At 37.9% G+C, this 16,244-nt stretch carries 12 protein-coding genes; 11 read left to right on the top strand and 1 reads right to left on the bottom strand.

The genetic code is table 11. The features are described from left to right. Window positions 1-547 precede the first annotated feature (547 nt). The 6 genes from H7254_RS20210 (at window position 548) to H7254_RS20185 (ending at window position 8,896) form a co-directional block, all read left to right on the top strand. Entirely contained in the window at window positions 548-2,287 is a 1,740-nt protein-coding gene (locus tag H7254_RS20210; RefSeq protein ID WP_301934695.1) for an APC family permease, read from the top strand. A 248-nt stretch (window positions 2,288-2,535) separates the two neighbouring features. Beyond that, entirely contained in the window at window positions 2,536-3,225 is a 690-nt protein-coding gene (locus H7254_RS20205; protein WP_301934694.1) for a response regulator transcription factor, read from the top strand. A gap of 5 nt (window positions 3,226-3,230) precedes the next feature. After that, the gene (locus tag H7254_RS20200; protein ID WP_301934693.1) at window positions 3,231-4,616 is read left to right on the top strand and encodes a HAMP domain-containing sensor histidine kinase; all 1,386 of its coding nucleotides are present in this window, start codon (window positions 3,231-3,233) and stop codon (window positions 4,614-4,616) included. Window positions 4,617-4,802: 186 nt separating this feature from the next. Next, window positions 4,803-5,651: a universal stress protein gene (locus tag H7254_RS20195; RefSeq protein ID WP_301934692.1), complete on the top strand. Its 849-nt coding sequence runs from the start codon at window positions 4,803-4,805 to the stop codon at window positions 5,649-5,651. Between the two features lie 35 nt (window positions 5,652-5,686). Beyond that, a complete protein-coding gene (locus H7254_RS20190; protein ID WP_301934691.1) occupies window positions 5,687-7,327 on the top strand; it encodes a lipopolysaccharide assembly protein LapB in 1,641 nt (546 codons plus the stop codon). A 690-nt stretch (window positions 7,328-8,017) separates the two neighbouring features. Then, window positions 8,018-8,896: a mechanosensitive ion channel family protein gene (locus tag H7254_RS20185; protein ID WP_301934690.1), complete on the top strand. Its 879-nt coding sequence runs from the start codon at window positions 8,018-8,020 to the stop codon at window positions 8,894-8,896. Window positions 8,897-9,105: 209 nt separating this feature from the next. On the opposite strand, the gene H7254_RS20180 is transcribed toward H7254_RS20185, so the two are convergent. Further along, window positions 9,106-11,304, bottom strand: coding sequence for an HAD-IIB family hydrolase (locus H7254_RS20180; RefSeq protein WP_301934689.1), 2,199 nt, complete (start codon window positions 11,302-11,304; stop codon window positions 9,106-9,108). 94 nt (window positions 11,305-11,398) lie between these two features. Between H7254_RS20180 and H7254_RS20175 the strand changes: the two genes are divergently transcribed. The 5 genes from H7254_RS20175 to H7254_RS20155 form a co-directional block, all read left to right on the top strand. Continuing rightward, window positions 11,399-12,880 (top strand): glycosyl hydrolase family 32, encoded by a 1,482-nt coding sequence (locus H7254_RS20175; protein ID WP_301934688.1) that lies wholly within the window; start codon window positions 11,399-11,401, stop codon window positions 12,878-12,880. Window positions 12,881-13,588: 708 nt separating this feature from the next. Next, the gene (locus H7254_RS20170; protein ID WP_301921535.1) at window positions 13,589-14,023 is read left to right on the top strand and encodes a molybdenum cofactor biosynthesis protein MoaE; all 435 of its coding nucleotides are present in this window, start codon (window positions 13,589-13,591) and stop codon (window positions 14,021-14,023) included. A gap of 125 nt (window positions 14,024-14,148) precedes the next feature. Beyond that, window positions 14,149-14,394, top strand: a complete 246-nt coding sequence (locus H7254_RS20165) for a glycoside hydrolase N-terminal domain-containing protein (RefSeq protein ID WP_301934687.1) — start codon at window positions 14,149-14,151, stop codon at window positions 14,392-14,394. A gap of 231 nt (window positions 14,395-14,625) precedes the next feature. Beyond that, a complete protein-coding gene (locus H7254_RS20160; RefSeq protein WP_301934686.1) occupies window positions 14,626-15,102 on the top strand; it encodes a hypothetical protein in 477 nt (158 codons plus the stop codon). A gap of 192 nt (window positions 15,103-15,294) precedes the next feature. Then, on the top strand, window positions 15,295-16,244 hold a 950-nt coding region (locus H7254_RS20155), incomplete at its 3' end, for a glycoside hydrolase family 95-like protein (protein WP_367875467.1).

Raw genomic sequence — 16,244 nt, 5'->3', positions numbered from 1 at the left:
TTATACCCCACCCATAAAGAAGCCCAAAGAAAAAACACACCCCTGTTTTCAAACTATTTTCAACTTTTGAACAATAACAGTGCTTTCAAAGCAGAATGAAGGTTAATTTCGAATCATCTCGGACAATAATAATAAATAATCTGAAACTTCATCCTTTCAATAAGTGAAACGCAAACTAAAAAATACGGATGCAATAAAAACGGTAACTTCAAATTCATTTTAATTTGATAATTAAAATAGGTCAATGCACGCAAATTTTTAAAAGTTTTTGTCGCAATTTTTCTGATGACAAATTTTAAATGTTTATCAGGCAAAAAAAAATAGGAAATAAATCAGTTTTGGCTGGTATAATTCTTGAGATACACTTGCCAATGAACCCAGGTTCTTTTAAACCTGGGATGTTTTTTATTTTCACAAAGAATTTAAATTTTGAATATTGTTGTAAACACTAACCAGGTACTGATGCAATTGATATGTTATAGAAATAGAATGGTCTTTTCATTTCGTACCCATATCGAAATTAATTTTAAAATTCAAAGCCGGAAGTATGTCTGCCCAAAAAAAGCTTAGTACCTGGCTCGCCACGGCGATCTGTGGAAACGATATTACTTCCTCTTGTTTATATGTTTCTGCCCTAACGATTGGTATGGCAGGTCAGTATGCCTGGATTTCTTTATTAATGGTAGCAGGCGTACTGTTTCTTTTTCGCAGAATATATGGAGAAGTGGTTGGGGCATTGCCTTTAAATGGTGGAGCATACAATGTATTATTGAACACCACAAGCAAGAGCAATGCTTCGGTGGCGGCCTGTCTTACTATCTTATCGTATATGGCAACCGCGGTTATTTCGGCCAGTGAAGCAATGCATTACCTTCAGCAAATTATACCTTCATTGCATGTAATATTGGCAACTTTTGTTTTGCTATTATTATTTCTATGTTTAACGATATTTGGGATATCTGATAGTGCCATGGTTGCCCTGGTAATATTTATATTTCATTTAATTTCAATGGCCCTGCTAATCATTAGCTCCATATTTTTTATACTCAAAAATGGAACAGACGTTTTTCGCATCAATTTTTCTTTACCTGTCAGAGGCGGCGGTATAGCAACTGCTTTATTTTTTGGTTTCAGCGCAGCCATGCTTGGTATCTCGGGCTTTGAAAGCTCCGCTAATTTTGTGGAGGAGCAGAAAAAGGGTGTCTTCCCCAAAACATTGCGAAATATGTGGCTGGCGGTATCTATTTTAAACCCGGTGATTGCATTGCTGGCTATTGCAGTTTTGCCAATCGCCATGGTAGATGCCCACCAACAATCTCTTTTGAGTTACATGGCAAAATTAACGGGCGGCAATTGGCTCGCCCTGCTAATTTCAATCAATGCAGTTACGGTACTTAGCGGGGCCCTGCTCACTTCTTTTGTTGGCGTAAATGGATTGATAAAAAGAATGACGCTGGATAGGATTTTGCCACAGTTTCTTTTGAAGGAAAACAAATATTGCAGCAGTTACAGAATATTAATTACTTTTTTTCTGTTGTGTGTATCTGTATTATTGGTAACAAATGGAGAGCTGGCACCCCTTGCTGGTGTTTATACCATCTCTTTTTTAATGGTGATGGCTTTTTTTGCACTTGGAAACTTAATGTTAAAGATCAGGAGAGCCCGTTTGCCCCGGCCCGAATATGCAACGCCCTTAGTGGTATTGCTTGCCTTGTTAGCTGTTGTTGCTGCATTGTACGGCAACGTAAAGATGCAACCTCAATACCTGGTAGTATTTCTGCAATATTTTGTACCGTCTATGTTGCTTATATATGCCATGCTTAACCGGATTCATATTATGGAATTTGTGTTAGAAATACTTAAATCCCTTACAGATAGTTTGCGTAAAATTACATTGGTGAGCCGCAAAAAAATAAGCTATTTTATAAACGAATTACATCAACAGGAATTTATATTTTTTTCAAAAGCCGACGATATTTCCACACTTAATAAAGTGATGATATACGTGCAGGAAAATGAAATTACCCGTAAAGTAAAAATCGTTACGGTATTGAAAGAACATCAACCTGCGCCTGAAAAATTTTTAGTCGATTTTGAAGTTCTTGACAGGGCATATCCCAATATTAAAATGGAATTTATAACCATGACGGGTGAATTTGGTCCTGAACTGATAGAGCGGTTAAGTAAAGAATGGGGGATAGCAAAAAATTTTATGTTTATCAGTTCTCCAGGTGAAAAATTCAGTTATCGTGTGGAAGAATTAGGTGGCGTACGGCTGATTCTTTAAAATTTAAAGAAAACAAGATTTTGGCAATTGCCTGCCAAAACACTGTTTAAATACGTATTGGTTTTAGTTTCAGAATTACAGGAAAAAGCTACACTCAATGTAAATTTGCCGGTAAAATTTTGTTCTATACTTTTTTGAAATAGCCGGTGAATATTAAAAAATAGCCTTTCACATTTCTAACCAGGAGATAATGAACTGCTCCGCAATAAAAAATAATGTATGTTGGCGAATCCAGCTAAATAACCGATATGGAAGAAATTAAAATATTACTTGTTGAAGATGAAAAGAAAATTGCCGATACTCTTTCAAAAGGGTTAAGAGAACTGGATTATCATGTACAAACGGCCTATGATGGAAATATTGGATTAAGGATCTTTGATTCAGGAAGCTTTAATTTAATAATTACAGATATTAATATTCCAGGCATAAATGGATACGATTTGTGTAGAATAATTCGTAGCCGCAACCAGCATATACCCATCATCATGTTAACCGCCTTAAACACAACTGATGATAAAATAGAAGGTTTTGATGCCGGTGCAGACGATTACCTGGTAAAGCCATTTGAATTTAAAGAACTGCTTGCCAGGATCCGGGCTTTATTGAAGCGTACTATGAATCAGCAATTGCCTGCCGGAAACATTTTGAAAGTAGCCAATTTAGAAATGAATATTGATAGCATGGAAGTGAACAGAGATGGTAAATCTATCAACCTTACCGCCAAGGAATTTCAACTGCTGGAATATTTTATGCGTAATCGCAACCGGGTGGTGTCAAGGGCCGATATTGCCGTAAAAGTATGGGACATCGATTTCGACACTAAAACAAATGTGATTGATGTGTATGTAAATTTTTTGCGCAATAAAATTGATCGGGATTTTGAACCAAAGCTGATTCACACACAGGTGGGTATGGGTTATATGTTAAAAGCAAAATAGGCAACATGAGCATAAAATATAAAATAGCATTGTTGTTTGCCATACTTGTTACGCTTTTTGTAGCGATAGTAAGTGTGTCAGTTTATTTTGTAAGTGTAAATGAGAGAGCTGGTTCTTTTAGTAAAAGGCTAAAAAACCGTGCAGTAAGCACGGCAAAGGTATATGCTGGCACAAAAGACAATAATATTTCCTTTATGCGGATGATGAATACTGCAGCTGTAGCTTCCCTTTACAATAAAAGTATTACAATTATCAACGATGATGGATTACCGGAATACTTTTTTTCAGACAATCCCCATGATTCCCTGATGCTTACCCCGAAAGAAATAGCGCATGTAAAAAAAGAAGGAGAATATCTGTTTGATTATCACCTGCAAAAGGCTGCTGCAATTTATTACAACAAAGGCAAAGTTAATAGATTTATTATTGCGGTTGCTGCGTATGATATCGACGGCGAGGAGTACTTGTTGCAACTGCGGAAAACTTTGGTGATTGCGCTGCTGCTGGCAATTGTTTTTTCTTTTTTTGGTGGATTGGCTTTTGCAAAAAGCGTTATATCCCCCATCAGGCGGATAACTGAAGAGGTTAACCTGATCACTTCGAATAACCTGTCAAAGCATATAAAAACAGGCCGGCCCAGGGACGAGCTTACCAGGCTTGCCCAAACTTTTAATGATTTGCTTGACAGGCTGCAGCAATCATTTATGACACAGCGGAATTTTATTTCCAATGCCTCTCACGAATTATCTACGCCTTTAACATCCATATCCAGCCAGCTCGAAGTAGCCATGCAAAAAAACAGGTCTGGCGAAGAATATCTGGAGGTAATGCAGAGCGTGTACGAAGACATCAAAGAATTACATCTGTTAACCCATAGTTTATTAAATATAGCGAAAACAGGCTCCCATGGCGGTATTGATCTAAATGAAGTACGGGTAGATGAAATACTTTTTAAGGTGATTTCTGATGTGAAGAAGCAAAACGGAAAATATAAAATCGCACTCAATTTTGAGGTGGTTCCGGATGATGAAAAGCTTTTGACGGTGTTTGGGAATGCAAACCTTTTATATATTGCATTCAAAAACATCATCGAAAACGGGTGCAAATATGCCAGCGATCATCAATCTAAAGTTGCGGTATTATTCGACAAATCGAAGATTATTATAAAAGTTGCCAACATTGGAGATATTATCGCTGAAGCAGACATACAAAATATCTTTCAGCCTTTTTTTCGCGCCGAAACAGCCCAAAATAAGCCAGGTTTCGGTCTGGGCCTAACACTAACAAAGAGAATTCTTTCACTTCATAAGGCGGCGATTGGGGTAGAATCCGCACCCGAAAAAGGAACCCTGTTTACTTTAACAATTCCCAATATTGTTTCCGTATTGTAAATTATTTTGCCCTATGTACTGTTGCTGCTTTAATTCGATGGATGCCTGATATCCGGTTTTAAGCCAAACTCAACTATACAAATACATTCTTTTTCTACGCACCAAAACAATTTTAATCCGATTTTAATAAAGGCTTAATCACTTCTTTATGCCTGTGCGGTAATATTATATAATAAAAATTAGCCCATGCGAAAATTATTCAATAAGATATTGGTTCCCGTGGATTTTTCAAAAGTATCGGAGGAACTGGTTATAAAATCAATGGAGATTGCCCGGGAATACCATTGCAGTATTTACCTGTTGCATGTGTTTAACGAGGTTTCCTTTGCATTTGGTGCCCTGTTACAAGGACATAATGCAGTTCCATACAGTGTTATTGAAAATAGAAGCGAAGTGGAATATAAAATGAACAAGCTGGTTAATCAAATCCATTTATCGGCAGGCGAATCCATTAATGTGCAATACGGAATCATCAAAGGAGAATGGCTGTCTGTGATCGAAGATTTGGTGGCGCACCATCATTTTGACCTGGTGCTTATTGGGCAAAAAAGAAAATGCGTTCACAAGCGTACGTTGCTGGTAGATCCCGACAAACTTGCAGAAATTACTAATATTCCTGTAATTACTATTCCGGTTAATCGCAGGCTAACGAAATTGTTCGCTATCGTAATTCCGGTTACGGATTTTTTACCTGTAAATAAATTAATGTATGGCATCTACATGGCTTCCCTATACAATACCACCATAAAATTATTAGGGGTGGAAAACGAAAAAACAAAAGATAAGGTACAATATTATGTGCAAAAGGCATTTCAGTTATTATGTGATAATTGCCTGATAAAAGTACAGACTGAAATAATTCTTTCTCAAAATGTAGCAGAGGCAGTGTACGAATTTGCCATGCTGGAATCAGCCGATCTGGTTATACTTAATCCCGGTACAGAAACCAGGATGCCTGGCTTTTTTTCTTCAATGTTTCGAAATATTATACAACGTTATACAGCCCCTCCGGTGCTCACAATTGCGCCGCTCTGATATTATTTACTATTTATTTAACTAAAATTTTTTATATGAAAAAGACTTTTATATTACTATTGCCGGCATTGCTGATTTTTAATGCTGCAAATTCCCAAACAATTGATGAAGCAAAAAAGCAACTTTATTATCAGAATTTTGAAACTGCAAAAAATATTTTGCAGTCTGTAATAAAACAGAATGATGCATCGCCTGATGCCTGGTACTGGCTGGGTGAAATTTACCTTCAGGAAAAAAATATTGATTCCGCAAAGAAAATTTTAGAAAATAAGGTTGGTCAGTTATCGGCAGAAAATTCTTCATTAAAGCAAAACCCTTTGATCTTTATCGGCTGGGCACACCTGTTGCTTGATTCCGGCTTAAAACAACAGGCCAGGGAACAAATGGTAAAAGTACTGGAGGCCACTAAATATAAAGATCCTGCGGCGTTGCTTGCAGTTGCAAACGCAAATATAAACAGCAAAAATGGAGATAGCCTCTGGGCGGTGGAACTGCTGGAGAAAGCAGTAAAACGCGATAAGAAAAATCCAGAAATTTATACCGCCCTGGGAGACGCTTATCGGAAAATTGTGGACGGCTCCAATGCGATATTAAGTTATAATAAAGCCTTGCAAATAAACCCCTCTTATGCCGAAGCAATGTTTAAAAAAGGCCGCATATACAAAACACAAAAGAATGTTGAAATTTATCTCGACAGATTTTCCAAGGCCATACAGGCTGACTCGATGTATACACCCGCGCTCTATGAGCTATATTACTATTATTATTTTACGGATGTTGTAAAAGCTAAACAGTTTCTTACAAAGTACATCGCAAATTCAGAGCCATCGCCCAAACATGCATACATGATCGCAGACCTTGATTATGTTTCACAAAATTGGAATTTGGCTATTAAAGAAGCCAAAGCTATTTTAACACAGGAAGGCAGTAGCGCCCAACCCAGGTTGTACAAAATGGTTGCTTACAGCCAGGCTGCACTGGGCGATTCGTCAACGGCACTCAACAACATGAACCTGTATTTTGAAAAGCAAAACGACTCTTCAATGGTTGCGAAAGATTTTGAAATGAAGGCAACGTTACTTGAGCATGTAAACCCAGATAAGTCTTTGGCAATTGAATGGTACAAAAAGGCGCTGGGACTGGTGCAAGACAAAGTAGAATCAGTAAGTTATATGATTAATGTCGCCGATCTTCAAAAGCAACTTGGTAACAGTGACAGGGAAGCCGAATGGAGAGGAAAAATTTATGAATTAAAGGAAAGTCCTACCAATCTTGATATATACAAATGGGGCATGGCCTTATACTTAGGAAAAAATTATTTAAAGGCTGACAGTGTTTTTGCCATTTATGAAGAAAAATATCCAGACCAGGTTCATGGTTATCTTTGGCGGGCAAGGAGCAATGCCTTGATCGATACAAATATGGAAAAAGGGCTTGCCGTTCCACATTACTTAGGGCTGGTAAATATTATATCAAAGGATACCGCAAAAAACAAACAGTTACTAGTGAGCACCTTTGAATACCTGGGTGCTTATGAAGCAAATACCACAAAGGATTATACAGCCTCGTTAGGTTACTACGATAAAGTACTTGAGCTTGATCCTGAAAATAATGATGCGATTAAATACAGTGCTATCCTAAAAAAATGGATCAGCACCGGCAAAGGAAATAATTGACAATAAATTTTTGGTTTTTAAGCCGCGTCATGCAATTAAAACATTGATGCACCATGGCAATATTGGGTCTATTCAATCTGGCATTTCGCTAATTTTAAATAGTCTGTCTATTGCTTTTCTATGAACAACATTCAAAAAGATCTTTCAATTATTTATTGTGATGAGTATACAGATGCAAACACCAAAAGACCTGAACAACGTCAATCTCAATAATCTTGGTGAATTAATTTGGTGGTCCCATCATCTGGCCATTAGCCCGGAACTACTTTTATCAATTACAGATAAAGTTGGTACTTCGGCGAACAAAATAAGGGATTTCATCCGGACACGCTTAATCAGGTGAATAATGGAAATGGGCGTACTACCATTCAGTACATTTTTATAATAGTTTTATTTTTACCTGATTGTTTTGTAACAAGAGTATCTACTACATTGTGGCTGCTGTAAACTATAGGCGAAAACGAAGACGCTTTACTTTCGTAACCACTAAAGCCTTCTCCTTTGAGAGGGCTTTAGTGGTTATAATCTATGTAAGAAAACGAAAAGTATTTATAGTCGCAGAGTCTAAAGCTTTCTCCTTGGGAGAGGGTAGGGTGAGGTAAAAGTAAAGAACTGCAATTTGGTATGCACCTTGCAACAAGGAAAGCTGCGTACTTTTCTATAAAATTATCATCTTTTAAAAAGCAAAAAATGGACTTGACTGAAATATACAGAATCATTAGCCTTAAACTTTCTGGATGGGTGAATATTTTTATAAAAATGCTGCCCAATATTTTTTTTGCAAGCATTGTTTTGGTGATTGGCTTTTTCGTGGCAAAAAAGCTGTCTAAATTAATATTAAAATTAGTTGCACGAATTTCAGGTAATATTACACTCAATAACCTTATTGGCTCTGTGATACATGTTTTTTTAATCAGTATTACATTGTTTACTGCCTTAAGCATCCTTAAACTTGATAAAGCGGTTACCTCTATGCTGGCCGGTGCTGGAATTATAGGGTTGGCGCTTGCATTTGCCTTTCAGGATATTGCTGCGAATTTTATTTGTGGCATTTTTATTTCCTTTCGCAAGCCTCTGCATATTGGAGACATTGTAAAGGTTAAAGACTATATGGGTAAGGTAGAGGAGATAAATTTGCGGGATACAGTTTTACGTACTTTTCAGGGAGAAATGGTGATCATCCCGAATAAAGACGTATTTCAGAACCCCATTGAAAATTTTTCGTTGTTGGGTAAAAGAAGGATTGACCTTACTATAGGCGTTTCTTACGGGGATGATCTCGAAAAAGTGAGAGCGGTAACCCTTGCTGCTGTGAAAGGCATAGAACACTTGTCAAACGAAGATGAAGTAACCCTTTTCTTTCGGGAATTCGGTGATAGTTCAATTAATTTTATTGTCAGGATGTGGATAAAATCTCCCGAACAAATTGATTACCTTACGGGATGCAGCGAGGCCATCATCCGCATAAAAAAAGCTTTCGACAAAAACGATATTACAGTACCCTTTCCAATCAGAACGCTTGATTTTGGCATTAAAGGAGGAAAAACGTTAAAGGAAATGATGCCCTGACCAATTGCTGATTCAGGGAACTTTTATCCATCTTTTATGATAATTCCACAGTCAATCAGCACCATTCCTGTATCTTTTTTAAGGAGGTATGGTTACAGGGACCAGGCATTTCAGCAACATATTTTGTTTGCTTAAGTAGATAAAAATATCCCGATAAAATTCCGGACCGCAATGATCTTAATTATTACCGGGACAATAAATTTGTAATACTATTTTTTTATATCGACAAAAAGAGGATCGGATGATATGTGAAAATTGATTCCTTCCAACACTCCATTCGACAAAGGTTTTTTAGCAAAGTAAATCGACTTGTGCTTTTTCAGATCTTCGAGTTCCGGACTGTAGTTGGATACAACAATTCCATTTACTTTTCCTTTCAGCATATCTTCGTCGTTACCGCTGTTTCCGGCTGTTATAAATCTTTCCAAAGGAATCTTCCATTTATAACTCAGGAATCTTACTGCACTGCCTTTACTGGCGCGGAATGGCAATAAGTCCAGATAGTGGTTTTCTGTGAGCAATACTTTTGCCCTCAGTTTTCGATCGTCCAAAAATTTATACAGATTGGCCAGGTTATCATCCCCAAAATTATCATCCAGGTAATAACTCAATTTAAAACGCCATTGTGCTGCAGGTTCCTGTAACCGGATACCTGGAAAATCAGCCAGAGCCTGCTGTAATTCGCTTCTTTTCCACTGGTAATCAATATAGCGGGCCCAACCTTTATCTGGAATAAACCTGTCCGTATAATATATCTCTGAGCCGGCAGAACAAATCAAAATATCGGGTTTGGGAAGATCATAATCTTTTAAGGCCTGGGCGGTAATATCTTTGTTTCTGCCGCTGGCAATACCAAATACAACATTCTCCCTGTGGTCTTTCATCCACTGTTTAAATTCCTTTAACCCTTCTGTATCAGCACCTTCAACCAGCGTACCGTCCAGGTCTGAAATAACAAACATGTCTGCGCTAGCTAATATTTTACCGTAGGCCGTTTTGTTTGTAAAACTAAATGTATTGCTATCTTTTTCCTTTAAAATACAGTTAATTACTTCAATATATTTATTGGTAAAAGAAGTCCATGAATACAACTGGGTGGCTGCAATGATGCCATTGCCTGAATATTTTTCCCACAATGCCTGGTCAGCAATTATTTTCTTTAACGCCTCTGCAATGGCCTTCGGATTTTCCACATCTACCAGCAAACCGTTTTCACAGTGCTCCAGTATTTCTTTTGGTCCGCCTGTTGGCGAAGCGATTACAGGTAATCCACAAGCCGCCGCTTCCACAATGGTAAGCCCAAAATTTTCACCAGGTGTAGCATTTACAAATACGCCTTTTTTACGGGCAGCAAGGCGGTAAATTTCAGGCACATCCAGTTTGGGATCATTTTTTTTGGGAATAGCCATCTTGCCGTATAAGTCATATTTGTCCAGCAGCAATAAAAGATTGGTCAGTATGTCCTTTTCGTCATCAGGCATCTTACTGATATCTTTTCTTACCCCTGCAAATATGGCAAGATTTGCCATTGCCTGCAATTCCTTATCCTCCCCGTAAGATTGAATGATCATCTCAAAATTTTTCCTTTTATCGGCTCTCCCAATAGAAAGAATTAATGGCTTTGCAGGATTAAATAAAAACCGGTCTATATCCAGGTTTACACGATATAAAGCCTGCTCCTGTTCTACAGACATTTTAAAGGAGGGCATGTCTAACCTGTAAAAGGGATAAAAAGTTTCAGGTGTAACACCAGGAGGGATTACTTCAAATTTAGTGGCTGCTTTATTATCATATAAAGCATACTGGGTATCTATTACATGCTGGGTGCTTACAATAAACATATCGGCGGCTTTGAGGGTGCTTTCCTCAACAGCTATACGCCGTTCCATATTAAATTTTTCATTTATTTTTTCGGCTGTCATGCCTTCCTGTAAAAGAATATTCTTTTTGTTTTTTCCTAAAGAATGCCCGGTTGCAAGAAAGGGTATACCAAATATTTCGCTCACCTGCCCTGCAAGGTAATTTCCATCTGCATAATGGCCATGCACTACATCGGGAAAATCCGCCTCTTCGTCCATAAACCGGATTGTTTTATCAACAAATTCGTCCAGAAAATCCCATAAAGATTCTTTGGGCCGGTAAGCATGACCTCCACATGAAATTCTTATTATTCGGGCCTTCTCATTTACAATCTCGATTTCTTTTTCGTAAGAACTGGAAACCCGTTTATCAATAACCCGTCTCGTAAAAAGATCCACCTTTCTTACTGCAGGGTGAAGAGATAGGTTCTCCAGCAACTCCAGCACGTATTTTACCTGACCGCCGGTATCCTTATCCCTGCCAATTTCCGGATCGGCAGACCGGATCAATCCATGTGGACTATATAGTTGAATATAAAATTGTTTCATAACTGATAGTTTTTTGTGTCAACAAGCAATCTGGCAAAAATAGCCAATCCCCCAGGAATAAGGTAGTTTTGCAGATTAAAAACAGATTATAATTATGTATTCAGGATCAGGCTTCAGCGATTGGGAAATTGGCGACATAACAGTCATTATTTATAAAGAGACGTATCATTTATTTCATTTAATCATTCCCAATCATGATTATATTGCCCATGCTGTTTCAACAGATGGAATTTCCTGGAAAAGAGTAAACAACGCTTTATTTGTTGGTCATCCAGGTGAATGGGACGATGATATGCTATGGACAATGGATGTTTGCGAGGTAGACAATAAATTCGAAATGTATTATACAGGTCTGCAAAGAAAAGACCGGGGCGTAATTTCATCGATTGGGTTGGCAGTATCAGATAACCTGGTGGACTGGCAAAAATCCTCTAAGAAAATTTTTCCAATCAAGCCTAAAGGTATTTATTACGAAACACCCGAAATGAATCCCAGAAAATGGCTGAGTTTCCGGGATCCTTTCCGGTTCGTTTATAAGGGAGATGTGTACCTGCTATTGTGTGCCAGGTCTAAATCCGGGCTGGTATCCCGAAGGGGATGTGTAGGGCTTGTTAAAATAACAAATGATATTGTTGAGTTGATGCCGCCGCTGCTGTACCCTCTTGTATACGATGACATTGAATGTCCTTGTGTGTTTGAATTGGGTGGGCGTTATTATTTATTAGGCTCTATCAGGGAGGATGTGAGCGTACGATATTGGTTTGCACCCGATTTTTTTGGAGAATATCATTCCTTTCAAAGCGATGTGGTGCTACCGCACGGTAATTATGCTGCCCGCACTGTTTTGGATGGAACCCACCTGCTGGTATACAATTTTTTTTATGTTCAGCGAAAGAACGATTCGCTGCGTGTGCTGCCTCCCCCCAAAGAATTGGAGATTGATCAGGAAGGCCAGTTGTTGTTAAAAAGTTATTACCGTTGGAACCAGATGATAAAAAAGATAATACCACAGGGAGATCTTCCTGATGTAAACCATTTGTTTTCAAACCCATCTGCAACATCGGTCATTGAGCCTGATAAGTGGGTTTGTGGTTCAAAAGGAGGCTATGAGGTATTTTATTTTCAGAAACCTTCAGCGTGTTTTATCTGGGAAGGCCTGCTAATAGTTGAGGGTATGGGTAAATTAGGGCTGGTTACGGATATTGATCAAAACGGCAACGGCTACTTTATTTCACTGGATGTTTCCAATGGCCATACGGAAATAACGGCATGGGGTTTTAATCCGCTCGATAACCGGCAGAATTTTATTTTTAATAATCTTCAGGCAGGCAATTTTACTACCAATGAGGCAAAAACATATCGATTCAGATTAATCCGTTATGGCAGTTATATCGAACTTTCCATTGATGGCGTGGTGAAACTAACGCTGGTAGACTATACTTATACCGGGGACGGGGTGGGCTTGTTTTCGGCTTCTTCTGTTTTATCGTTACAGGAAATAACCTTCAGTGTATTGCCAGATCCCACGGAAGAGTATGCGAGCCGGGAGGAGGAACAAAAACAATCCGGCACATAGCTGCCTGCTAACTAAAAAGGCAGGGGCTGATAAATTTTACTGAGCACACTGACCTGTTGATAAAGTAATAAAATCATTCGGATTATGAATCTATTTTTTTATATCCCACACCAATAGTAATACCCCATCGCCACCACTTTTGTTAATTATTGCAATAAAAGAAATGTCTGAAAAGACATAGTGTTGATGAGTAACAAAAATGAGGCTCAGCAATTGTTACGTCATTTATAGTAATCCTACCCCAAATGCAAGCGTAAATTTTCTATGAACAAAAAAGGTTAATTACTAAAATAAAGAAATTATCCTATGCAGAAAAAAGCGAAATATTGCTATTGTATACAAAATAGATTAGCCGCATCTTTGCTATTGAAGTTGATTGATATTAGTTTATCAATCTTATCCAAATATCCACACTAAACCAACCTCTTTTCAATATCCTCTATAAAAAAACCAATAAATCCAGTATCATTCAACTTCATATTTTTCTTTTTTACTGATAAATTAAAATAGCTGTCTTAATTAATTAATTGTGTATCCCCCAAAAAGGGTCTTCCTGGAAGGCCTTTTTTTAATGATATTATTAAAAGACTATTTCCAGCAGGCAATTTCCCTCTCCATTTGCTCTGATGTAGCGAATCCAGTGATAGTTTGATACATTTGAAAAATATATAGGGGTTAAAGAAAGATAACTAACTTAATTTTCAATTTATGTCAGCAAAAAATATATTTATCCAGGGAGCAATAACGGCTGCATTTATTGCAGATAATATTCAAAAACACAGCAGTAAAACCGGCATTGGTGCACACAATATTTTTTTGGGCCAGGTAAGAAAAGACGTCATTGACGGAAAGGAAATAAGCGCAGTAGAATACACCAGTTATGAATCGATGGCCATTAAAAAAATGGACGAAATAAGAGAGGATATTTTTGCGAAATATGCATTAATCTGTATGCATGTTTTTCATAGCCTTGGAATAGTAAATACAGGAGAAATATGTTTATTTGTTTTCACTTCTTCCAAACATAGAAAAATGGCCATTGATGCCTGCGAAGAAACCGTCGAAAGAATAAAGCAGGAATTACCGGTATGGGGTAAAGAAATTTTTGCTGATGGAAACTATCAATGGAAGACGAATACCTAATGGGCAGAGAAAATGCTGTTGACCAGCTGAATACAGAACCTGTATTACAGGCTTATCTTCTAAATTCTAAAAAGAAAATCTGATAAATTTTTGCACTTCTTTTAATGCACACAATATTAATTAGAATGAGAAATTGCCTGCTCTTTATTTTTTATCTTTTATATTATTTACCTGCTGTAGCCCAGCCGGGCGTAAAAGATAACCTTGTATTTGATTCAATGGCCAAACGTTGGGATGAGGCTATTCCATTGGGCAATGGTTGGTTGGGTGCATTAATCTGGCAAAAGGAAAACAAGGTCAGGATTTCTTTGGACAGGGTTGATTTATGGGATGACCGCCCGATGCCCGAAATTGAAAAACTTCGTTTTTAATGGGTAGTAGCACAGGTTCGAAAAGGACAATACAATGCGGTACAAAAAATAGGAGATGAGCCCTATGAAAAATACCCTGCACCTACAAAAATTCCGGGAGCGGCGATAGAATTTGACTTAAATAAATTTGGAAAAGTTGTAAGTAACGAACTGGATATTACAACTGCTTTAAGTACCATTCATTTCGAAAATGGCTCAGTATTTAATAATTATATTCATGCTGCAAACCAGGTGGGTTATTTTAATTTTGAAAACTGCACCGAAGCTATTATTCCTGTTATAAAAATCCCTTCTTATCATTCAGTAAAAAAAGGAATATCCGGCAATAGTGTCGAAGGGCAGGGGCTTCAAAAACTGGGGTATAAGGCAGGTAATATTAAAAGAGGAAAAAATTTCCTGCGTTATCATCAGCCCACATGGAAAAATAATTATTATAAATTGTTGATGCAATGGATAAAGAAGGGCAACAAAATAATGGGGCAATGGACGATTACCCGAAATAAGAGGGCCACGTTGCCTGCCATCAATTTCAAATTGAAAGAACCGGCCGGATGGGATACACATATTGCCCGGTGGAAAAATTACTGGAGCCGGTCGGCAGTTTCCATTCCGGATACCTTGCTGGCAAAACAATATTATTTAGAGATATACAAATTTGGATGTTTTGCAAGAAACAATACGCCCCCTATTTCTTTGCAAGCCATCTGAACAGCCGACAATGGCAACCTGCCGCCATGGAAAGGCGATTTACACCATGACCTGAATACCGAATCGAGTTTCTGGCCCGGATACACAGGCAACCACCTTGATCTTATTGCGTCTTTCACCAACTGGTTATGGAAAGTAAAGCCCGAAAATGAAAGATGGACAAAGCAATATTTTGGTACAGATGGTTTAAATGTGCCTGGTGTAACTATCATTAGCGGAAAACCAATGGGAGGCTGGATTCAATATTCAATGAGTCCAACCACCGCGGCATGGCTGGCCCAGCATTTTTACTGGCAATGGAAATATAGCATGGATAAAAAATTTCTTGAACAAAGATGTCGTCCTTATTTTGATGCTGTGGAAAAATATCTTTCAAAAATCCTGATCACCGATACCATTGGTAAACAATATCGTTTGCCGCTTAGTTCATCACCAGAATATAATGACAACAGCATACAGACATGGTTTCCTAATTTTACAAACTATAATTTATCATTAATTAAAAACCTAAACCGGGAGTACAGTGATATATTAAGTAAAGTACCTTATGGTAATCCTGAAAAAATAGTTGAGAACAGTAAATTATATCCTCCTTTGGATACCAATCAAACCGGCCTTACAATTGCACCCAACCAAAATTTGGATCAGTCTCACAGGCACCATGCACATCTGATGGCGGTCTACCCAATGGAACTGCCTGATGTTACTAATGTAACTGATAAAAGTATCATGGATAAAAGTTTGCGATGGTTGGAAAAAAAAGGAACAAGAGAATGGTGTGGCTATTCTTTTAGCTGGGCAGCCTGCCTGTATGCCAAAGCAAAAGACGGTGACAATGCAGCAAAAATGCTCAGGATATTTGCCATTAATTTTGTTTCTTCCAATAGTTTTCATTTAAATGGAGATCAGCGTGGTAGCCAGTATTCTAACTTTACTTACCGACCATTTACCCTTGAAAGAAATTTTGCTTTTGCCCAGGGCATTCATGAAATGCTGATACAAAGCAACAATGGCTGCATCGAAATTTTTCCAGCAATTCCCGTCCAATGGAAAAATGTATCTTTCCAAACCTTGAGAGCAGAAGGGGCATTTTTGGTTTCTGCAGTAAAGGAAAATGGAAATATCATGGAGGTAAAAATAAC

The organism is Ferruginibacter sp., assembly GCF_014377975.1.
GTDB lineage: Bacteria > Bacteroidota > Bacteroidia > Chitinophagales > Chitinophagaceae > Ferruginibacter.
Note: the sequence above shows the minus strand (reverse complement) of the source record. Positions and strands in the feature narration are given on the sequence as shown.

What these genes read in the sequence shown, in the direction of transcription:
- H7254_RS20210 (WP_301934695.1), top strand. Translation starts at nt 548, where the DNA reads ATGTCTGCCCAAAAAAAGCTTAGTACCTGGCTCGCCACGGCGATCTGT.
- H7254_RS20205 (WP_301934694.1), top strand. Translation starts at nt 2,536, where the DNA reads ATGGAAGAAATTAAAATATTACTTGTTGAAGATGAAAAGAAAATTGCC.
- H7254_RS20200 (WP_301934693.1), top strand. Translation starts at nt 3,231, where the DNA reads ATGAGCATAAAATATAAAATAGCATTGTTGTTTGCCATACTTGTTACG.
- H7254_RS20195 (WP_301934692.1), top strand. Translation starts at nt 4,803, where the DNA reads ATGCGAAAATTATTCAATAAGATATTGGTTCCCGTGGATTTTTCAAAA.
- H7254_RS20190 (WP_301934691.1), top strand. Translation starts at nt 5,687, where the DNA reads ATGAAAAAGACTTTTATATTACTATTGCCGGCATTGCTGATTTTTAAT.
- H7254_RS20185 (WP_301934690.1), top strand. Translation starts at nt 8,018, where the DNA reads ATGGACTTGACTGAAATATACAGAATCATTAGCCTTAAACTTTCTGGA.
- H7254_RS20180 (WP_301934689.1), bottom strand. Translation starts at nt 11,304, where the DNA reads ATGAAACAATTTTATATTCAACTATATAGTCCACATGGATTGATCCGG.
- H7254_RS20175 (WP_301934688.1), top strand. Translation starts at nt 11,399, where the DNA reads ATGTATTCAGGATCAGGCTTCAGCGATTGGGAAATTGGCGACATAACA.
- H7254_RS20170 (WP_301921535.1), top strand. Translation starts at nt 13,589, where the DNA reads ATGTCAGCAAAAAATATATTTATCCAGGGAGCAATAACGGCTGCATTT.
- H7254_RS20165 (WP_301934687.1), top strand. Translation starts at nt 14,149, where the DNA reads ATGAGAAATTGCCTGCTCTTTATTTTTTATCTTTTATATTATTTACCT.